Annotated in this window: 16 protein-coding genes and 7 tRNA genes; 11 read left to right on the top strand and 12 right to left on the bottom strand. The window is 40.2% G+C overall.

Going from position 1 to position 19,895, the window contains the following annotated elements:
- Window positions 1–57: 57 nt before the first annotated feature.
- Window positions 58–597: an RNA polymerase sigma factor gene (locus BM176_RS18595; protein ID WP_090105802.1), complete on the bottom strand. Its 540-nt coding sequence runs from the start codon at window positions 595–597 to the stop codon at window positions 58–60.
- 255 nt (window positions 598–852) lie between these two features.
- Here BM176_RS18595 and BM176_RS18600 point away from each other — a divergent pair, with 255 nt between their 5' ends.
- Together BM176_RS18600 and BM176_RS18605 are read left to right on the top strand one after the other, a co-directional pair.
- Window positions 853–2,355, top strand: a complete 1,503-nt coding sequence (locus BM176_RS18600; protein WP_090105803.1) for a choice-of-anchor I family protein — start codon at window positions 853–855, stop codon at window positions 2,353–2,355.
- 348 nt (window positions 2,356–2,703) lie between these two features.
- A complete protein-coding gene (locus BM176_RS18605; RefSeq protein ID WP_090105804.1) occupies window positions 2,704–3,540 on the top strand; it encodes a phosphatidylinositol-specific phospholipase C/glycerophosphodiester phosphodiesterase family protein in 837 nt (278 codons plus the stop codon).
- Between the two features lie 145 nt (window positions 3,541–3,685).
- Here BM176_RS18605 and BM176_RS18610 read toward each other — a convergent pair whose 3' ends face one another.
- Entirely contained in the window at window positions 3,686–4,594 is a 909-nt protein-coding gene (locus BM176_RS18610; protein WP_090105805.1) for a prohibitin family protein, read from the bottom strand.
- Between the two features lie 558 nt (window positions 4,595–5,152).
- On the opposite strand from BM176_RS18610, the gene BM176_RS32525 reads away from it, so the two are divergent.
- The 8 genes from BM176_RS32525 to BM176_RS18625 all read left to right on the top strand — a co-directional run bounded on the left by BM176_RS32525 (window position 5,153) and on the right by BM176_RS18625 (window position 6,116).
- Window positions 5,153–5,228: transfer RNA gene (locus BM176_RS32525), tRNA-Pro, on the top strand.
- 30 nt (window positions 5,229–5,258) lie between these two features.
- Window positions 5,259–5,331, top strand: a tRNA-Phe gene (locus BM176_RS32530).
- 15 nt (window positions 5,332–5,346) lie between these two features.
- Window positions 5,347–5,419 (top strand) — tRNA-His (locus BM176_RS18615).
- Window positions 5,420–5,425: 6 nt separating this feature from the next.
- A tRNA-Pro gene (locus tag BM176_RS32535) sits at window positions 5,426–5,501 on the top strand.
- A 30-nt stretch (window positions 5,502–5,531) separates the two neighbouring features.
- Window positions 5,532–5,604: transfer RNA gene (locus BM176_RS32540), tRNA-Phe, on the top strand.
- A gap of 12 nt (window positions 5,605–5,616) precedes the next feature.
- Window positions 5,617–5,689, top strand: a tRNA-His gene (locus BM176_RS18620).
- A gap of 6 nt (window positions 5,690–5,695) precedes the next feature.
- Window positions 5,696–5,771 (top strand) — tRNA-Pro (locus BM176_RS32545).
- A 135-nt stretch (window positions 5,772–5,906) separates the two neighbouring features.
- On the top strand, window positions 5,907–6,116 hold the full coding sequence (locus BM176_RS18625) for a hypothetical protein (protein WP_090105806.1): 210 nt from the start codon (window positions 5,907–5,909) through the stop codon (window positions 6,114–6,116).
- Window positions 6,117–6,315: 199 nt separating this feature from the next.
- Here the strand turns inward: BM176_RS18625 and BM176_RS18630 are convergent, their stop codons facing one another.
- The 5 genes from BM176_RS18630 to BM176_RS18655 form a co-directional block, all read right to left on the bottom strand.
- Window positions 6,316–6,819 (bottom strand): hypothetical protein, encoded by a 504-nt coding sequence (locus BM176_RS18630; protein WP_090105807.1) that lies wholly within the window; start codon window positions 6,817–6,819, stop codon window positions 6,316–6,318.
- A 17-nt stretch (window positions 6,820–6,836) separates the two neighbouring features.
- Window positions 6,837–7,172, bottom strand: a complete 336-nt coding sequence (locus tag BM176_RS18635; RefSeq protein ID WP_090105808.1) for a hypothetical protein — start codon at window positions 7,170–7,172, stop codon at window positions 6,837–6,839.
- Between the two features lie 433 nt (window positions 7,173–7,605).
- Window positions 7,606–8,448: a hypothetical protein gene (locus BM176_RS18645; protein WP_090105810.1), complete on the bottom strand. Its 843-nt coding sequence runs from the start codon at window positions 8,446–8,448 to the stop codon at window positions 7,606–7,608.
- Between the two features lie 259 nt (window positions 8,449–8,707).
- Window positions 8,708–8,968, bottom strand: coding sequence for a hypothetical protein (locus BM176_RS18650; protein WP_143097858.1), 261 nt, complete (start codon window positions 8,966–8,968; stop codon window positions 8,708–8,710).
- A 15-nt stretch (window positions 8,969–8,983) separates the two neighbouring features.
- The gene (locus tag BM176_RS18655) at window positions 8,984–9,409 is read right to left on the bottom strand and encodes a DUF6088 family protein (RefSeq protein ID WP_218162235.1); all 426 of its coding nucleotides are present in this window, start codon (window positions 9,407–9,409) and stop codon (window positions 8,984–8,986) included.
- 527 nt (window positions 9,410–9,936) lie between these two features.
- Here BM176_RS18655 and BM176_RS18660 point away from each other — a divergent pair.
- Window positions 9,937–10,329, top strand: a complete 393-nt coding sequence (locus tag BM176_RS18660) for a DUF4345 domain-containing protein (protein ID WP_177230453.1) — start codon at window positions 9,937–9,939, stop codon at window positions 10,327–10,329.
- Between the two features lie 485 nt (window positions 10,330–10,814).
- Here BM176_RS18660 and BM176_RS18665 read toward each other — a convergent pair whose 3' ends face one another.
- The 5 genes from BM176_RS18665 to BM176_RS18685 all read right to left on the bottom strand — a co-directional run bounded on the left by BM176_RS18665 (window position 10,815) and on the right by BM176_RS18685 (window position 19,574).
- Complete coding sequence (locus BM176_RS18665; RefSeq protein ID WP_090105814.1) at window positions 10,815–11,711, bottom strand: GIY-YIG nuclease family protein; 897 nt, start codon at window positions 11,709–11,711, stop codon at window positions 10,815–10,817.
- An 84-nt stretch (window positions 11,712–11,795) separates the two neighbouring features.
- Complete coding sequence (locus BM176_RS18670) at window positions 11,796–14,897, bottom strand: type I restriction endonuclease subunit R (protein WP_090105815.1); 3,102 nt, start codon at window positions 14,895–14,897, stop codon at window positions 11,796–11,798.
- Window positions 14,898–14,940: 43 nt separating this feature from the next.
- Window positions 14,941–16,254, bottom strand: coding sequence for a restriction endonuclease subunit S (locus BM176_RS18675; RefSeq protein ID WP_090105816.1), 1,314 nt, complete (start codon window positions 16,252–16,254; stop codon window positions 14,941–14,943).
- Window positions 16,241–17,218, bottom strand: coding sequence for a PDDEXK nuclease domain-containing protein (locus BM176_RS18680; protein ID WP_090105817.1), 978 nt, complete (start codon window positions 17,216–17,218; stop codon window positions 16,241–16,243). The genes BM176_RS18675 and BM176_RS18680 overlap by 14 nt, the downstream gene beginning before the upstream one ends.
- Window positions 17,193–19,574 carry a type I restriction-modification system subunit M gene (locus tag BM176_RS18685; RefSeq protein ID WP_090105818.1) on the bottom strand — a complete coding sequence of 794 codons (2,382 nt, stop codon included), beginning with the start codon at window positions 19,572–19,574 and terminating at the stop codon, window positions 17,193–17,195. Before BM176_RS18685 ends, BM176_RS18680 begins: the two co-directional genes overlap by 26 nt.
- Window positions 19,575–19,895 lie beyond the last annotated feature (321 nt).

The following is a 19,895-nucleotide window of genomic DNA, read 5'->3' on the forward strand; positions in this document are numbered from 1 at the left end:
TCTTATAAATAATACACCGTCGTTTTGCTTTTGTCTAAACAAAGGCAAATTATTTTTTTAAGGATGTTGTTTAAACATAGAAAGAAAAACGAGGAAGGATTGAAAATTAAGGAGTTGACGCATGAGTTGCAGCCCCCTCCTCTTCTGATTTCGTACAGTACTGGCGCTTATACCCAGTAGCTCTGCAATTTCTTCGGAGGTCTTACTCCCGTTCATACTCAGCTCTATTACTTTCCGGCATTCATCCGGTAGCCGGCTCACGGCGTGCAGAACATCGCGATAAACTTCTGCTTCTATTATTGCATTGCTTATATCCGGGTCTATTTCTTCCTGTGTGCTGGCCCATTGAGTTTCCAGGGAGTTACGGCGGGTAGTATCGCGCAGGTAGTTGAGAGATGCATTTTTTACGGACTGGTAAAGGAAAGCCCGTACTCTGTCAGGATCGTTCTCCAACCCCTCCTTTTTCTGCCAGCTTTTCAGAAAGACATCCTGTACCAGTTCTTTGGCTACATCCGTATCGTTCAGCAACCTCCTCGCGAAGAAGCAAAGCGACTGGTAGTATTTCCGGTAAAGTTGTTCAAAGGTGTCCTGGTCCATACGGTTGTAAAATGGAGGGGTATTACATTTCGATTTTATAAGCGTGAGATAAAACTATAAAAAAATTCCGGTTTGTGCAATGCACATCCAGCTATCCACCAGATGGACAATGCCTTATCTGAAAACAGGAAAAATCCCCTCCATGAGAATAATTGTCGATAGAACAGAGATGTTAACAATTTCGAAACAATTCCTTAATAATATATTCATGTTGCTTCTGTACTCTTGCTGACTTTAAACCCACATAGTATAGATATGAAATTAAAACACTTGTTCCCTCTTGCCATCCTGGCTATGTTGACCGCCTGTTCCAAGGACAACAATCCCAATGATCCAATTGTTAATGAAGACCCTGCAACCTTCGCAGAAATCGGCACACTGGACATTGGCGAGACAGGCGCAGCAGAGATCAGCGCTTATGATCCCTCCACTAAAAGGCTGTTTGTAGTAAACAACGGAACTGTGAATAAGATTGATGTTATAGATATGGCCGACCCTACCAAAATGACGGTGATCCACTCCATCCCCACCAACAGCGGCACAGTAAACAGCGTATCTGTGAAAGATGGCAAACTGGCTGCAGCCATAGAGGCGGTGGACAAACAGCAGCCGGGTAAAGTAACAGTGTATAATACCAGCAGCTATACGGAAATCAAATCTATTGCCACCGGTGCATTACCAGACATGGTAACTTTCAGCCCGGATGGCAAATATATTCTTACTGCCAATGAGGGCGAGCCAAATGCGGATTATACCAACGATCCTGCCGGTTCAGTATCTTTAATCAGTGTAAGCGACAACTATAGTGTTGTAAATATTGATTTCAGCAGTTTCGCTTCCCAGCAGTCAGCACTGCAACAAAAAGGGCTACGCGTGTTTGGGCCTAATGCCAGCTTTGCACAGGACATGGAACCGGAATATGTAACCGTTTCACCAGACTCTAAAACAGCCTGGGTAACCCTACAGGAAAACAATGCTATTGCAAAAATTGACCTGACCACAAAAACTGCCACCGATATTTTCCCCCTTGGCTTTAAAGATTATAACCAGGATGCAAATGCCATCGATCCTTCCGACAAGGATAATGCCATCAGCTTTAGCGAATGGCCAGTAAAAGGCATGTATCAACCCGACGCAATTGCCGTATTACAGACTGGCGGAATCCCATATTTGTTTACAGCAAACGAAGGCGATGTACGTGAATATACTGGCTTTGTGGAAGCTAAACGTATCAAGAATATTTCTCTAGACCTCACCGCTTTCCCGAACGCTGCAGATTTGCAAAAAGATGCACAACTGGGTCGTTTGAACATCACCACCACTTTGGGCGATGCCAATGGTGATGGTCTCTACGAAACGCTTTACTCTTTTGGCGCACGTTCCTTCAGCGTTTGGAATGGTGTTAATGGATCCCTGGTATATGACAGCAAAAATGAACTGGAAGTAAAGGCCAATGCAGCCGGTTATTATGATGATGCCCGCAGCGATGACAAAGGTGTAGAACCGGAAGGTATCACGCTGGGACAAATAGGCAATAAGAACATTGCTTTCATTGGCATGGAAAGAGCAGATGCCATAGCTGTATATGATGTTTCCAAACCGGATGCACCAGTCTTCCTTCAGATACTGAAATCAGGCGATGCCCCGGAAGGAGTATTGTTTGTAGCAGCTAAAGACAGCCCTACAGGAAAGAGTCTGTTGATTGTAAGCAGTGAGGATGATGGTGTTTTGAAAGTATATACCCCAAACACAATATAATATTCCCATTACGATATAACAAAGGCCTTCGTATTATCAACAAAAAAAGGTACACACCATACATTTTAAGTATGGAATATGAATTTCTGAAACACACACTATTTCTCACACAGCTGCATAAAATTAGCCTTGCAAATCATTTATTTGCAAGGCTAATTAAAGTTCGTGAAAAAGAGCAGGGAGATGTCGATAATTAATTTTATTACGGCACTCCATTTAACTAAACTCAGATTACTCACGAAGGTGCTAACATTAAGATAAGATTTTGATAACTATTATTTCATGCGTTATAAATTATCTATATCGATTTGAAGGTTATGTTTGCTGTAATTAAACCTACAACCTACAATGACCACCTTCAAAGTGAACAGGAGTCCATTCGTCTTATTGTCGATTTGGATACTGGTGTTATTTGCACATACCTCACTATCACAAAACATCACATTTCTCCCAAACGCTTATGCTCATAATGACTACTGGCATAAGCGACCGTTGTTTGATGCGCTCGACAATGGTTTTACTTATGTAGAGGCAGATGTATATCTGAGGAAAGGAAATCTTGTAGTAGCACACATGTTGCCTGTGTTACAGCCTTCCAGGACACTTGATAAATTATATCTTAATCCTTTGTTTCATCATTTTAAAAATGATAGTATGGGGATAACTAATCCGCCGATTACTTTAATGATAGACATAAAAAGTGAACCTGAAAAAACCTACCGGGCATTAGCGTGCCTGTTACACCGCTACGAATCACTATTATCCTATTATGAAAATGGAACGTTGTATAAACGCGCTGTTACTGTTGTAATAACCGGGAACAAACCTGTTCGAACTATAAAAAGCCTGGATTGCCGATATGTTTTTATTGATGAAGACTTAATACAGATGGCTAAAGAAAAGAATCCGGCAAATCTGTTCCCGATAGCCAGTTGCCGATATGGTCGCTTAGTGAGCCAGAATAGTGAAGAGACATTATCAAAAGAAGAAAAACGAAATCTTTGCAGATATGTACAAATGGCACATCAAAATGGCAAAATAGTACGGCTGTGGGCATCCCCTGAAAATACAGTAGTTTGGAAAGAATTATTAAGTTGTGGTGTTGACTTAATTAATACTAATAAACTGGTAGAGTTAAAAACCTTTTTATTGAACAGATATCAGGATTATGCAAAAACCAATTAATGGCATTTAAAAGCCCTACAAATCATTGAATTGCAGGGCTTTTAAGTTATGGAAAAGAGCGGGGGAATGTCGAAGTGGTTGATGAAGAGAAAATGTTTCCGAAAGATTGGAATAAGGCAAGCATATTTTCCTCATCCAAAAGACCCTATTGCGTCTTACTGTCCAGTATCACTGGTGTGTTACCTTTGCCCATGATGATTACTTTCGCATTGGTGGATTTCGCTATTTCCAACTGAGCCTTGATACTTTCATATTGCAGTTGCCTGTCTGTTAAGCTTTCGCTGATGATGCGCTGATAGTCTGCGATACCCTGTGCTTCCACCCGTTTTCGTTCCGCTTCCTGTCTTTCTTTCTGTAAAACAAACTGCATTTTCTGTGCGTCCTGTTCTGCATTAATCTTTTGCTCAATGGTGGTACGTACGGATTGTGGTAGTGTAATATTACGCACCAGGAGATTCTCCAGCAAAAGTCCGCGTTTCTTAAAATCTGCTTCTATACTTTTAAATATTCGTTGCTGGAATTCATCGCGCTTGGTGGAATACAATGCCACCGCATCATAGTATACGGCATTGTCGCGTATTCTTGTTCTGGTGATCGGGCGAACAATCTTATCTTCATAATCAGCGCCTGTTTCCTGCAATAACATGGGCGCATCCTTGATAATCAGGCGATATAAAACAGAAAGGTCGATCGTTACCTCCAACCCATCAGCCGTCAATACCCTGATAGCATCATCTCCGGATTTTGTTCCTTCATCATGCACACCACTCATTGTATAATTCTGGGTTTTGACATCGAGTTTTTCTATCTGAAGTAAAGGATTGATAAAGTGCAGTCCACTTCCCAGCACGTCTTTCTGTACCTTTCCGAATAATTTTTTAACGCCGACTTCTCCGGCATCAATCTGCTGGATACCGGATACCATTATGCCTATCAGCAGGATCAACATTCCTATTCCACGAATCGGAACCTTGAAGCGTCTTAATCTTTCATCACTTCTGGTAATAGCTCCGGCAGCAATCAATAAAAATAAGCCTAGTATTATGAGAATCATATGGGATTTTTTAGAGGAGATTAACGATAGAGTATACTACACTTCAGATAGGCTCGCTGATTGAGGTATTATCAAAAAATATAGCTAAACAAATATAATTTTTATAATCCTCTTACGAAATATAATATTTCGTAAGAGGATTACCTTTTCCAAAATAGTTTATGCACACATAATTTCATGCCATTAGATAGGCTACCAGTGTATGAATTAGTTAATAATGGTTTTAATAATCAGAAAAATGATTATCTGAAAGATTTTTTTATTTCAAATATTAATATCACATTTGCTTCATGAAAGCATATATACATATACCGCATATTTTTCCGTTTGCCATTGGCAGGGGATCGTTGTGTATGTAATTAAAATACAAATAACACAATATTGAGCCCCGGTTATCCGGGGCTTTTTTTTTTACTTTTTTTAATCAGATTTTCATGAAACAATTTCGACATATACCGTTTTTACCGTTTACCACTGGTAAGGGTTTGTTGTGTACATAATCTATAATAGATAACGCAATTAAAAAGCCCTGGACCATCCGTCTGGGGCTTTTTATTTAGAGTAGTGTCGGGAAATGGTGATTCCGTCTTCCTTTGGAGGGAAGGGTATGCTGGTTCGAGTCCAGTCTACTCTACATAATGTTTGTGTAATGCAAACAAAGCATGGTGCAGAAGCTAACTTGGTAGAAGCGGCAGTCTGAAAAACTGCAGGAAGTGGATCGTAACCACTCTGTACCACTTTATATTTTTTATGGTGATAGTAGTTTAATGGCAAAACACCTGAATGTGGATCAGGAGATCAGGGTTCGATTCCCGCTTATCACCCTTACTTAGAGTAGTGTCGGGAAATGGTGACTCCGTCTTCCTTTGGAAGGAAGGGCATGCTGGTTCGAGTCCAGTCTACTCTACATAATGTTTGTGTAATGCAAACATAGCATGGTGCAGAAGCTAACTTGGTAGAAGCGGCAGTCTGAAAAACTGCAGGAAGTGGATCGTAACCACTCTGTACCACTTGTTATAAATGGTGATAGTAGTTTAATGGTAAAACACCTGAATGTGGATCAGGAGATCAGGGTTCGATTCCCGCTTATCACCCTTACTTAGAGTAGTGTCGGGAAATGGTGATTCCGTCTTCCTTTGGAAGGAAGGGCATGCTGGTTCGAGTCCAGTCTACTCTACATAATGTTTGTGTAATGCATATTTACTATGAAGGTGGTTTGTAAACCAGGAGAAGTTCTAAATCACTAATTAAAGCAACCGAAAAATGTTATATTTATGCTTTATGAAACACTGTACCAACAACAAGTATTAATATGAAATCCATCGCAACATTCGGCGCATATGCAGCAATAGCATTAGGAATATTCGGTATGATGTTTTGTTTGCCTTATCTTTTTTCAGCCAAAATAGAAGATTTAATTGGAGCTGGTTTTCCTTTTGTAGGAGGAGCTATTATCGCAAGTGCCGGGCTAATTTCATTAACCAAATTGGTAGGTTATAACAAATCGGAAAAATTGAGCTGAACGTATACCCGCGCTTATATAATTGACTTTCGTGAATTTCTTTTGCTTTCCTTATTATTCTCGCAATTTCGGGAAGTAAGAGCTGTGCCTTTGGATGCATTGATATGCTTTAGATAATGAGGTGCCTCCTTTGAAAAGGGCAGACCTTTTTGAGATCAGCCCTAATTTCTTCGAACCTGACCTTTTTGATCAGCCCCTTTCAGAGAAGGTCACTGCCTTCTCCACAGATCAGGAATCCTTTTCCTTCTATATTTCCTTTTATAACACCATTCAGAGTGGTTATTACATCTGAAAGGCTTCCTGATGGCACTGCTTCAAATGCTTCATCATTATCAATGACAATAATCCATTTGTGATGTGCACACATTGTATGCAGCAGATCCTTTAAGGTAAAATGTTCCTCTTCAGGATCCTTGGGTTCTTCATCTTCAGGAACCTTCATCCATAGCTTATTTTCGTACAAATCCAGTCCTGAGCCATTCACACCAATGCTCTTCCAGTCAATAGAGGCATATGCAACAGGAATTTTATTTTTTACAAAGTCAGGTATTTGCCCGTAAACGAGTTTAAAATTTGAACCAAACCTCGCTTCCGGTGGTCCCTGAAGATGTTTTTCCCCCTGCCATTCAAAGAAAGGCTCGCTGAATGCGATGCCGGGAACGTCTGTGCCTGAAGGAATGAGTATTTCAAATATCAGATCCATAAAAAGTATTGTTATTGTCAATATGGAAACGAACTTCCACCATTTTTTTCAAAAAACCATCTGTTGCTATCTCTGTTAAAATTAAATTGAAACAGATGCTGATGAACCGCAAAGTGCTTATCGGGGCGACCATGATCATGCCAGTCCACCCTACTCCAAGGTACTGCTTGTTCATTAGCTAAAGGCCATGAACCACCGGTAAATGTTGCCGATTGACGATATGTCAAACCATCCTTTGATCCAGTCCTGCTTCCCAATGTCGTATGTTGATATTCACCTGCCGCCGGATTAGGCAGAGGTATATCAATTCCTCTTACTTTCTGTTGCGGCAATGCGTTAAACGGTATATACATATCCGTTCGGGCTAATTGTCTGGCAACAGTAACCTCACCAGTCACTACCAATTAGAAATAAAGACTTGAACACTTCAGTAACCTTCCAGAATAATCATTTAGTATCTACCTGTACAGAAGATCTGAGTTATGTGCGTAGAAATCCTGGAACCATAGATAAGGGTTACATCTTAATAATTCAGCAGTCAGAATGCTATGATGGTACTTGTATGGGTGGAGATAAGGTGGACTTTTACCGGATTGAGGCAGGAAAAACGTTATTTGCAATAATTAAGCTTCCTAAACTCATTTTTTCGGGAAGTAAATACTGATTGCATACAGCAACCCGCTATAAAATACAGGCAAATGCTGTTATATGGCATAGCAATGCTAACGGAAGCTGTTTCCGCAGTATGGGAATCCTATTTTTTAATTGTGGGAAACCGGCCTTATACTACCCTTCCGGCAGGGAATTGAAGGCAACTGGCAGAACAATTCCGGCACGTCTGGCAGGTTGGACATATGATGGAATGATCCTGAGTTTGGGAGCTTTGTTCAGGTATTTGCTTTTTATTGCTACGGGCAATTCCATTGGTGGGAGTACGCCAATAATATCCAGTGCAGATCCTTTTTTGTTCTGGCATAAATGCAACTGACCGTTCACCTCATAACAGGATTGTATTTCCAGCATAATGAGGGTAAGATATTTTCTATCAGGATTTAGTGTAAGGGTAGGTACAACCTGTTTTTCACCGCATTTGATCACTACCGTTTCACTTGTCAGCTGCCGGGTTGTTTGCTGTGTAAAATTGACAGATAGTGCTATTGCTTTTATTATAATATGGGTTGCTTTATTATTGTTGATGGCCGTTTCTGGGAATGAGATGCTGATATCTTCATCATTACTATTATTAATAACAGGATTGCTCGCCAAAAGATGCTCAATACCTGCATGACTATTAAACCGAAACCCACGTAAAAAATGCATATTAACGGCTACCGGCACGCGTAGGCCTGCTTTGTGACTGTCATCGGCGCGAACTACTTCACCCAGTATTTTATTAAGACGGTTAGTCAATGAGCTATCATAACAATGCTGCAGGTATTCGCTTAGTGCATGACGGATAAGCTTACCGGCTTTACTGGCGGTTCCAAAATCCCTGGCTGCTCTTTTGGTAGCAGAAGTCTGTCTCACCACAGTGGAAGCACTTCGTAGTAAATAGACTTTTTTGTTCCGGTAACCGATCACATTTCCTAATTTACCGGTGAATTTGAGCAGGCTTTCCTGTCTGGCCATAAAATAAAATTTTGAGTAATCTTAAATTACTGAAAATCTGCGGTTCTGACAAAATCAGGAGACCAGGATCCATACATGAACCATTAAATCCTTACAAACTCAATCTTTTCACCCAGTGCGTAGACAATTGAGCAAAAAAATATCCAGGCGTTTATGTATCTGAGAGATGAACTGCAAAGAAAGTTCTACCGGGAAATACCAATGAGGATTACAGAGCATAAATGTTTGACTATGTCTGTATCAGCACTAACTATCATTACTAAAGAATATGATTTATAACTAAACGAAGTTTTTCAAGTGCCTGCTTGAAAGTAGGAACTACACTATCCGGTGCATAAGACATGCCCTTTACAAAACGGTCGTATTCACCTAAGTACTCCTGTTCATTGCTTAATATACCCAGAACAGTCTCAAATTTTTTATCAATAGGGAGACCTGCAATTTTAGAAGATCGTAGATCATCCCGGTTAATAATTTCTATAGCCAAGGCCTTAAAACTACTATGAGACAAATGCTTCACTGATCCCTTTAATCTTTAATGAGGGCTACTTCTTCTAATAGGTTTTTGTTTGGTGTATTCATAATTAATATTGGCTCCTTTAAAGCCTATTTTACGGCTCACGCGCCTTCCAACACCAATCAACCTGCCGGTAGGTATTTGAGTGGAACGCCCTTCCTGATATTCAACTTCTGCCCTCGTAGGGTTTGTACGAATTCCAAGCCGGCTTAAAGCTTGTTTCGCTAAAGAAGGTAAGGGCTCTGCTGGTACAGTAGTTCCTGTTAAGGAAGATACTCTCGCTTTGGCATAAAGGCCATACCCTATTTTAATAAGTTTTCCTTTTTTTATCAATGATTGTAAAACCCTACCTACCTGGTCATAACCACCAAGATCAATGAAGTCCTCACGTAATAATACGTTAGACTTCTTGCGGGAAATCCGCCCACTAATCTTACTCTCCAAGGATTTAAACTTATTCATTGATAATCAGCAATCTAATAAAGAAAAAATACGACATTTTTACATTTAATCTACTCTCTTGATTTATATTCTGCACGGTCTTCCGAAACCGGTCAGGAAACTAGTGATTATGAAATTAGATGTTTTGCATGAAACCAATATGCCGTGCAAATGATTACAATAGACGAGAGTGAAACATTAAAAATATTTGGAGATAATTTGAGAAAGTTACGAAAGGATGACAACGAAACCGAAAACAATCAAAAATAAAAAGCCTCAAACCTTTTACTAGTAAAGGAATGAGGCTTTTTCTTCGTGGAGTCGAGGGGAGCCTAATCGAACATCTCCTGCCTCTTATGCACTTTTTTGACACCCTCCAGTTCGCCCAAATGGCCCGTTCTCATTGATATCGCCTTGCTCAGATTTATCCAAAACCTATCAATAACCTGAAAACTAGTCTGTTAATCGCCAGTATATTATCTTTAAATTCGTTTATCATAAGTTATTTTAACCATCAAAAGGAACAATCATTGATACGCCCATCTTCCAGGAATCTGCATTTGACGGTATCCATACTTATTATCATCCCCATTGCACTGGCCTATGGTTTATACCCGCAAATGATCCTGCCTTTGCTGTTTGATTTTAATGTGGACGCTATCAACCTGGTAAATATTTTCAGGGCCATGATGGGTTTATATCTGGGCATGTCTCTGATTTGGATTATGGGCATTATTAAATCCAAATTCTGGATCACCGCAACTATTACTAATATTGCTTTTATGGGAGGGTTGGCGCTCGGCAGGATAGTAAGCCTGGCTATAGACGGAGTTCCTGGCATTTATTTTTTAATTGGATTTATAGTAGAGTCGTCTCTTGCTATATGGGGGTTAAAAAACTTAAAGAAGTATGGAACTGATTAGTAAAGTTATAGGTGCGTAATATGACCATTTCCAAAGCTATTTTTTCGCAGTATTTCCTGGTTTATATCGAAAAAACAAAAGGGGAAACATTTCCTATTGCAGGTTCTTTAGAGGCTGTTGGTGTTTACGAAATTCAGAGCATGAGACTAAATGCAGGCAGTTGATTGGTTCTCATTGCGAAATGTGAAAACTAAAAAAGGCAGCTCATAACGAACTGCCTTTAATTTTTTTGGTACTTCCTGGTACTACCAGTTTTAAAAAAGTGGAAAGGGGCGGGGAAATGTCGAACTTTTTGGAGGATTTCAGGCATTTGGTTAAACAGATTAAAATGACCTCATTGTGTCAGCTAAGTGCAGGTACCGGGGAGTCCTTTTTTCCTTGCCGGCCCTGTATTTCTACTCAGGATACATTAGCAGCGTATTACACCGATATTTTAATAGATTTTTATCAGCACTATAGAGTATAGCAACTGATTATGATTTAAACTAATTTAGTCCTTTCCCTATGCTTAAGCTTATTTTCTCCTCTTCCAGGTCTTTTAAGGTTTTTCCAATACTATTTTTCCAGAATACCCTGCCATTTACTGAATATCCCAGAACAACAGCCCCTGCTTGCGAAGGACTAGTAAATTCATAGTCCTGCAAAAACAACATTCCCTTATCTGTTTGTTTAACGTATCCTTTTTCAATCAGGTCATTTCTTATTTTCAAATAAGTAGGCGCTAATGCAGGAGTAGCAATAGGTTTCATTGTGCTCCCCTGAAGCACCAGCATACCATTGGGTATAAGTTTAGCTTGTGCCTTTATATCCCCTACTTCTAATATCAGGTTCTCATCCTTAGGCATGAATGACAGTTTCTCTTCTTTCAATACCGGCTTAAAAAAATCAAACCCCATAGTTGGTAATAATATTTTCATATTATCCAGATAGGTATCCATCTCGTCCCTCACCATTGGAGGCAGGCTCACCCTATTGCCATCTTTCCGGTTAATAAGGGTAAAACCAGATTTTTCGAATATCTCAGAAAGGATCTTTGCTTCCAGGTATTTAGTATGCGATACCGTCATATTATCATCCTTGGAGCTAAACACAATAATGAGCTCAAAGAATGATTTTGCCTCATCACGCATATGTGTTGTAATCCTTTCAAACAGATGGTTTGCTTCTCCTACATAAATCAGTTTTTCATCAGGATTCTCATCCTTAGAGCCGATAAGATAATATATTCCGGGCCTGTTAAGCTCCGGAAAGTTTTTTGTATCCAGGAAGGCATTACGGGGAATTTTAATTGCTTGCCCCGTCCAATTAGAAACATACGACATGCTAATACCTTCCGGATTCCCGTTTACCAGGTAATTAGTGATAGTAATACCTCTGCTCATAGTATCTCTTTTAAAATAAACCTTATTAGTTCTTCATTACCATAACAAAAGCGATCTTCAACGGTCGGACTTAGGAGAGTTGAATTACTGCCGAAGCCAGTTGCCACCGTTATTCATAGATAAACGCCGCATAGTATCTATGAATGCCTGCTTAAAAGCTTCATCTTTTGAATACAAGCGGTATAAATCCAATTCTTTCTTTCGCTGCCCTGCAATTACCTCCTCTAAAAGCTTTCTGAAAGCCAGTTCCTGCGTTTGCATATCCGGGTTATTCACCACCTTGGTCTGAAAATCTGGATGGGCCTGCAGCTTTTGAGCAAGGGTTACAAATTTTACCCGTTGCTCTTCGGGAGTAGCTTCCCATCCCTGAAAATGCCGCTCGTTAAAGCTGCGAATAATTACATCTAAAGGATCTTCTTCTCCACCTGCATTGTGTGCACCTCTGGGATTTGAATTTTGCGGGTCCAGTTCGGTTTCACTTTGATCCAGACCGATTGATACATTTAATTTTACCCGTTCCAGCCCGTAGGTGGACAAATCCACTGCATTTAATAATTCATCTAATGCATCAGCGTCTCTATCCACGATGATCAATTTGGGTATCAAAAATTTCAGGTACCAGAATAACAATTCCCATTTGCGTATTTCAAATGGAATAATGGCAGCCATCTGGCTATAGATTTTTACAAATTGTTTAGCCTTGATTTTAAAATCTGCTTTGGCGCTTTCTTCTAGACCCAGTTGATGATTAAACCGTTCTTCTCCCAATTGAATAATAGGACTTAATACCGTATCAGCATCTTCTTTATCAAAATACCGGGTAGTAAAATCTTCTACCTCACTCCATTCATACACACCTACCTCATCCAGGTGCGCTTTCAGCTCGTGTAATACATTGACGTCTGTAGCCTTGCTTAATGAGGTGGCGGTATAAAAAGGGTCAAAGGATGCCTTAATCTCTTCTGTAGAATTGAAAAAATCCAGGACAAACAAATCTTCAGTTTTTTTCCCCAATTTATCTGCTGAGCGGTTTAACCTGGATAGCGCCTGCACGGTCAGCACATCCTGCAATTTTTTGTCCACATACATGGTGCTTAACTTAGGCTGATCAAAACCTGTGAGATATTTGTTAGCCACTACCAATATGCGATATTCATCCATATTTAAATAACGGGCTATGGTGTCACTAATATAACCAGGATCTGTAGGCTTTGCGGTGTCCAGGTGCGCAGGGAAATGGTTGATACTGTATTCGGTATACTCAATGCCAGCCAGCGTTTTCTTACCTGAAAAAGCAATGGCGATACGAAAAGGGTTGCCTTTCTGTTCTAATAATTTTTGTAGCGCGAAATAATACCGGATGGCGCTTTCAATGCTTTGTGTTGCCACCATTGCTTTTGCCTTTCCTTTTAATTTTTTGGGCGTAACCACTTGGTTAATAAAGTGATCCAGCATAATTTCGGCCTTAGTGGCTATTGTTTGAGGGTTACGCTCCACAAACGCTTTTAGCTTTTTTTGCGCTTTGGCTGTTTCAAAAAGTGGATTCTCTTCTATAGATTTTTCTATCTCGTAATAACTTCTGTAAGTGGTATAATTGGCCAGCACATCCAGAATAAAACCTTCTTCAATAGCCTGTTTCATAGAATAAAGGTGAAAGGGCTTGAACTTACCGTCTTCCTGTAAGCTGCCAAATTTTTCCAGGGTAGCATTTTTAGGTGTAGCTGTAAAGGCAAAGTAAGAGGCATTACCTCTCATTTTGCGGCTATTCATTGCTTTTAATACTTTGTCCTGTGAATCCTCCTGGTCTTCCTCTTCATTATCTGCATTGCCCATCACCCTGTTCATGTTATCGGCAGCCAGGCCACTTTGTGAACTATGTGCTTCGTCAATAATAACAGCAAAGTTCCGGTTACTTAAATCGGCTATACCATCAATAATGAAAGGAAATTTTTGAATAGTGGTAATAATAATACGTTTACCACTTTCCAGGTTTTCCTTCAGTTCTTTGGATGAATACGCCGGGGCTACAATATTCTTTACTTCCGAAAACTCACGGATATTTTCTCTTAATTGCTTGTCGAGCAGACGGCGATCGGTTACTACAATCACAGAGTCGAACAATGGCAGGCTGATGCCTTTGCCACCTGGAGTATGCTGATCGGCAGGATAGGTTTCTATTAACTGGTAAGCAGCCCAGGTGATAGAATTACTCTTACCGGAACCGGCTGAATGTTGTATCAGGTATGTTTGTCCTACACCCTTTACCGAAGCGTCGTTTACGAGCTTACGCACTACATCCAGTTGGTGATAACGTGGGAAGTACAGGTTCTTTTTAGCAAGCGGATCGCTGTCTTTACCATCTATGCGTACAAAATGCTGTATTATATTTGCCAGGCTGTAGCGGGAAAGCACTTCTTCCCATAAATAAGCTGTACGGTGTCCGAAAGGATTTGTTGGATTGCCCTTACCATAATTATGGCCTTTGTTAAAAGGCAGAAAAAATGTATCCGCCCCGGCCAGCCGGGTTGCCATGTATACTTCATCAGTATCTGCTGTAAAATGCACAATGCAACGCCCGAATTGTAATAAGGATTGTGTATTATCCCGCTTATAACGGTATTGATATTGCCCATGCGATTTCGCTGTTTGGCCTGTCCACTGGTTTTTCAGCTCCATCGTCATCAAGGGCAGGCCGTTTACAAACAGCACCATATCTATTTCCTCTGCCGGGTTGTTGATAGAGTAACGTAATTGCCGCGTAACACTGAACTCATTATGTTCAAAATTATCTTTCAGGCTTTGGCTGCTACTGGCTAAGGGAGCCACATAAAAAAGGGTGAAATGCGCATCATCTACATCTAATCCTTTACGTAACAAACGCAGAACGCCGTATTTCTTAATCAACCGGTCTATCCGCTCTAATATCTTTAATTGCCAGTTACTCTGTTTTTGCAGTTTGGCCAGTTCTTCATGCTGGGTGTTTTCCAGGAAATGCCACAGCCTGGCCTTGTCTACCGCGTACCGGGCATCAAATTCATGAGGATAGCCGATGTAAAAACCATGACCACTGCGGTAAGGAACGGCATCCTCAGCCACTTCATTTGCGTTACTTTTTCTTGAAATGCTGCCAGTTAAGCGTTTCTCAATGGCTTCTTCCAGGGCTTGTTCATTAGTTGGGCTGGGCATGTGATATAGATTAGGGGTGGGTTGTGTGTTTATTTCAATTTGCTCAAGCTACTTTAATTTTGCCGGTTACTGCATTATTAATCAGGCTTGCTTTGTATTCTTTTAGTTTTTGGATTTCATCTAATTTTTTCTCTACCAATATATTGATCTTTTCGTTTAACGATGATAGGTATCGTACTATTTCAATCTGTTCTGATTCAGGGGGTAAGGCTGTAAATAGTTGTTTAAATTCATCCCAATACAGGCGTTTTCTGAAATCAGTGATCCCTTTTGAAGAGCGGTCCATTTGTTGAATAAACTTGTCAGTTCTATGCTGGCATTCCCAAAAAATTGAATTAAATGCCTTTAGTGGTTTAGCTACTATATAAGCTGGACTTACCATACCCATTCGACTAACAGCACCAATTCCTCCTTGCCAGGCCCTCATCATATTAAATACAATATCGCCGGGTTTGACTAGCTTATACTGTGATTTATCTTCAATTCTGATCTTTCCTCTAATATTTTCATCCTCATTAAGTTCTTCATCAGATACGGCGTTGTGAATTGAAACCGATAACAGAGGAAGCGTTTCATTGCCCCTTTCTTTTCGTTCCTGAAATAAAGTTTTATTCTTAATAATTTCCCAATGTTCCGGAATGTACCCAATCCAATCTATACCACTATCTTTCACTGGCACATCAGGATTCAACCCTTTAGTAACTGTCTGTTGGATGATTGCCTGACGGCGTTCCTTCAACAAAGCTATCTGTTCTTCTTTTAGCGTAATGGCTTTATTTATTAATACTATTTGTTTGTCTAAAAACTTAACAATAACAGTTTGTTCGGAAAGAGGCGGTAGTGAGATCAGAAGATTATCTAACCAACTTTTCTGTAATTCCGTTTGATTGGTTGACCCTTGCGCCAAAATTCCGTTAATAAGCGCATAATTGATAGAAAGGAAATAATAAATAAATCTAGAAAGCCCGTAGTCCGTAAATCTTATAATGGTTACATGGCTGTCAGCATAATAATTATCTGCATTTAGATGAAAGTGGTAAACCTTTCCTAGCACTCCTCCTCCTGTTGACGCTAATAAGACATCATTTTTTTTGACTTTGGCTTTAGTAAAATTTTTGTTTATAGAACGTTCACTAGTATATTTTGTGGTTTCAAAATCAAAATATCCCTTACTAAACGTAGCTTGGTTTATTATCTTATAGTTAGAATTCTCAACATAGTCAGGAGTAGTTCCTCTGTTACAAAAATGAACAATAGTTTTAAATCGAAAAACCTCCCAATGCGCCGGAATATCCCCTAACCATTCCACCCCACTCGGCTTATAAGCATCATACTTTTTCAATTCATTCTTTTTCATGATCCAATTCAAACTTTATACGGTCCTGTTCTATTAATTGTACCAATTCTTCCTCTTTGGGCAGGTATAATCTGTACTTACTGGCAAAGAGATATTCATTTTCTGATAATACCGAATACTTTACAATCGTTTCATCTTTCTCAGTGCAAAGGATGATGCCGATAGTTGGGTTATCATCTGCTTGTTTTTTCAGATCATTGTACATCCGTACGTACATATCCATCTGCCCGATATCTGCATGGCCTAGTTTTCCTGTTTTTAAATCCACAAGCACAAAGCATTTCAGGTAGAAGTTATAAAAAACGAGGTCTATATAAAAGTCTGCTGTATCTGTTATAATATGTTGCTGCCGGGCAACAAAAGCAAACCCTTTGCCCATTTCCATTAAAAACTCCCGGAGGTGATTAATGAGCGCCGATTCTATTGAATTTTCTGTCTGACGGGTATCAGATGGTAAATTCAGGAACTCAAAAATATATGGGTCTTTTATAAACTGGGGAGGCGTAGGATGCGCTGTCGTTGGCACCAGGGTACGGTTCAGGTATTGAGTTTGGATATTTCTCTGTAGGGTACGTGTATCCCACTGATTGTCAATACTCAGAAGCATATATTGCAGGCGCTGTTGTTCTTCTTCTACCCGGCTGATCAGCCGGTAATGGGTCCAACTCAATTCGGTACGCACTGCGTTCCAAATTGGAAAAGAACGGTAATAGGCCCGCATATTGTTTAGGTTTCTTTCATCAAACCCTTTTCCAAATTCAAGACCTAATTGCCCGGCAAGATTTTTAAGAGAGGCCTTTCCGTATTGCGCCTTATAACTGCCCTGCTGCTCATCTTCCACTATCAGCCTGCCAATTTCCCAGTACATGCGTAGCATAATACTATTACCGCTACGATAAGCGGTTTGCCTGGCATCGCTGATGATTTGGGCGATATTTTTAAATAGACTGTTTTGTATTTCCATCGTGTAAATGAGAGAAATTAAGAATTTCCTGTATCAGGCCATCGCTTTCTTTTTCCAACGCCAATATATCCGCAGTGATCTCTTCCAGACTACGCAAAGGCTTGTGACGATAAAAATATTTATTAAAGCTGATCTCGTAGCCTATTTTGATAGCCTCCAGATTTATCCAGGCTTCAGGCACATGTGGCAGGACCTCCTTTTGAAAATAACTGTAAATGTTATCCTTTAAAGGCACGTTCTCTGTATCTCTCAAATCGCCTTCTGTTTCATATTGTATATATTCCCCTGATTTACCGGACGGATACCAGCCATAATGCGGCAGATCTTCTTTCCGGCAACCCAACCGGTTGAGCAGTTGCTTTAGGTTTTCTGCATTTAGCTTTTGAGTGCTTTTTACCACCTTCTCCGCTTCAGCATGGTACCAGCTTACTGCATTTAAAATGGCGTTCTTTTCAGTTGCTGATAGTTTAAGCTGTTCCGCTTTTAACACCTGTTCTACACAAGCAGTAAAGGCATTAAAATCATTGTATTCATCATTGCCAATTAAGGTCATTAACCGGGTAGCTGTTGCTATCAGGTCCAGGCCTTTTTGCCAAAGTGGAGGGCTGACTAAGGCTTTTTGTAATTTAGCGCTCAGGTTCAGTTCCTGTTTTTCGCACCAGTCAATAATTGCTTTTTCATGCTTGGTCAGGTTGGTATATACTTCCTCACCAAACTGCTCATAAGCCCACTCCATTGGTTCCCTTAAGCTCTTATCGAAACGCAATGTAGCAATGTTATCGGTAGTAAATTGTGCTTTCAGTCTTTTAGGCCTTTCAATAGTTACCTTATAATAACCAAGATCCGCATTGTCAAATACCTGGCTGGCAATATCATCTTCCTCCTTGCGCTCCACACTAAGCATTTGCTCGTACACATCTACTATCTCCCGTATATGCTCAGGAGCAAACTCGCAGTTTTTATTACCCAGGTTTTTGCGCAGTTTGCGAAAACGTTGGCTGGCATCTATCAACTGTACTTTCCCTTTATGCGGAGCAGGCTTGTTATTACTTAACAACCATATATAAGTGGTGATGCCTGTGTTATAGAAGAGGTTATTAGGTAGTTGAATAATGGCTTCGAGCCAGTCATTTTCAATAATATATCTGCGAATGTTGCTCTCCCCACCACCTGCATCACCAGTAAACAGGCTACTCCCATTGTGGACACTGGCTATACGGCTTCCAATGGGACTCTGTTTCAGCGACTTCATTTTGCTGACCATTTCCATAAGAAATAGTAGCTGCCCATCAGACGAGCGGGGAGTGGCATCTGCTTCTTCTACTTCACCCCAGTAGTCGGTAAGCTTTATCTTGAACCGTCCATCTATCACCTCTTTTCCGTCCTTAATATATTTCTGTTCGCTGGCCCAGCTTTTACCGTAAGGTGGGTTACTGAGCATGAAATTGAAATGAATACCTGCAAATTCATCGGTGCTTAAGGTACTACCCAGGCGTATGTTCTGCGGGTCGTTACCTTTAATCATCATGTCACTTTTGCAGATGGCGTAGGTTTCATCGTTGATTTCCTTGCCATATAAGTGTACATCACCACTGGCCCTGATTATTCCTTCCTCATCTTTAATAAAGTTCTGTGATTCAGTAAGCATACCACCACTACCGCAGGCAGGGTCGTAGATGGTCATTACTGGAGGCAATTTATCTTTGATGGGTTCAAAAACAAGGTGTGTCATCAGGTCGATTACTTCCCTTGGCGTAAAGTGTTCTCCGGCTTCTTCATTATTTTCTTCATTGAATTTACGAATCAACTCTTCAAAGACGTATCCCATACCCAGGTTGGAAAGAGCCGGTAACTTCCGGCCATCAGGGTCCTGTTTCTCAAATGGTGTAAGATTAATGTAGGGAGAGGTGAATTTTTCCAGTACATCCAGCAACACATCCTTAGTGGCCATATGACGGATCTGCGCACGCAACTTAAAGTTATCAATAATCTCCTTTACATTCTGGCTAAAGCCATTGAGGTAGTCTTCAAAATTGCCAATTAATAATTGCTGGCTATTGGTGGCCGTATCTTTTAATCGCTGTAACGTCCATTCACTTGTATTGTAGAATACATACCCAGAGGCCTCTCTCAACCCTGCTTCATCCCATTCTGTAAAGCCGGCTTCATCGCGTTGAAAAGACATTTCATCCCACACTTCCTGTTTAGTAGGCTCTAACAGGGCATCTAAACGTCGTAATACTACCATCGGCAAGATCACATCCCGGTATTTGCCGCGGTTATAGACATCACGGAGGCAATCGTCCGCTACACTCCAGATAAAAGAAACAAGTTTGTTATGAACAGATTGATTCATTATAATAGGATACCTTATTTTAATAAAGAAGTTCAAATGGTAACTAACAGCAAGTATAGGCATTTTTTAGTAGACAGTCATAAGGGACTGGTAATGAATAGAAAAAGAGCATAGCGTGACGTATATATTTAAAATTGAAATCGAAGACTTGATTATATTCACTGCTGTCAAATCAGCGGATGCAATGATTAATATTATTCGGGAAAGGAACGGCTTTAATGTTTTTTCTGGTAGCAAAAAATAGGGAATAAATCGGATTCATGCTGGACCAGGAGATAGCCATTATTGAAGCCTCTTATAAATTTAGATATGACTGTATCA

Origin of the sequence: Chitinophaga sp. CF118 (genome assembly GCF_900112615.1) — a bacterium.
GTDB lineage: Bacteria > Bacteroidota > Bacteroidia > Chitinophagales > Chitinophagaceae > Chitinophaga.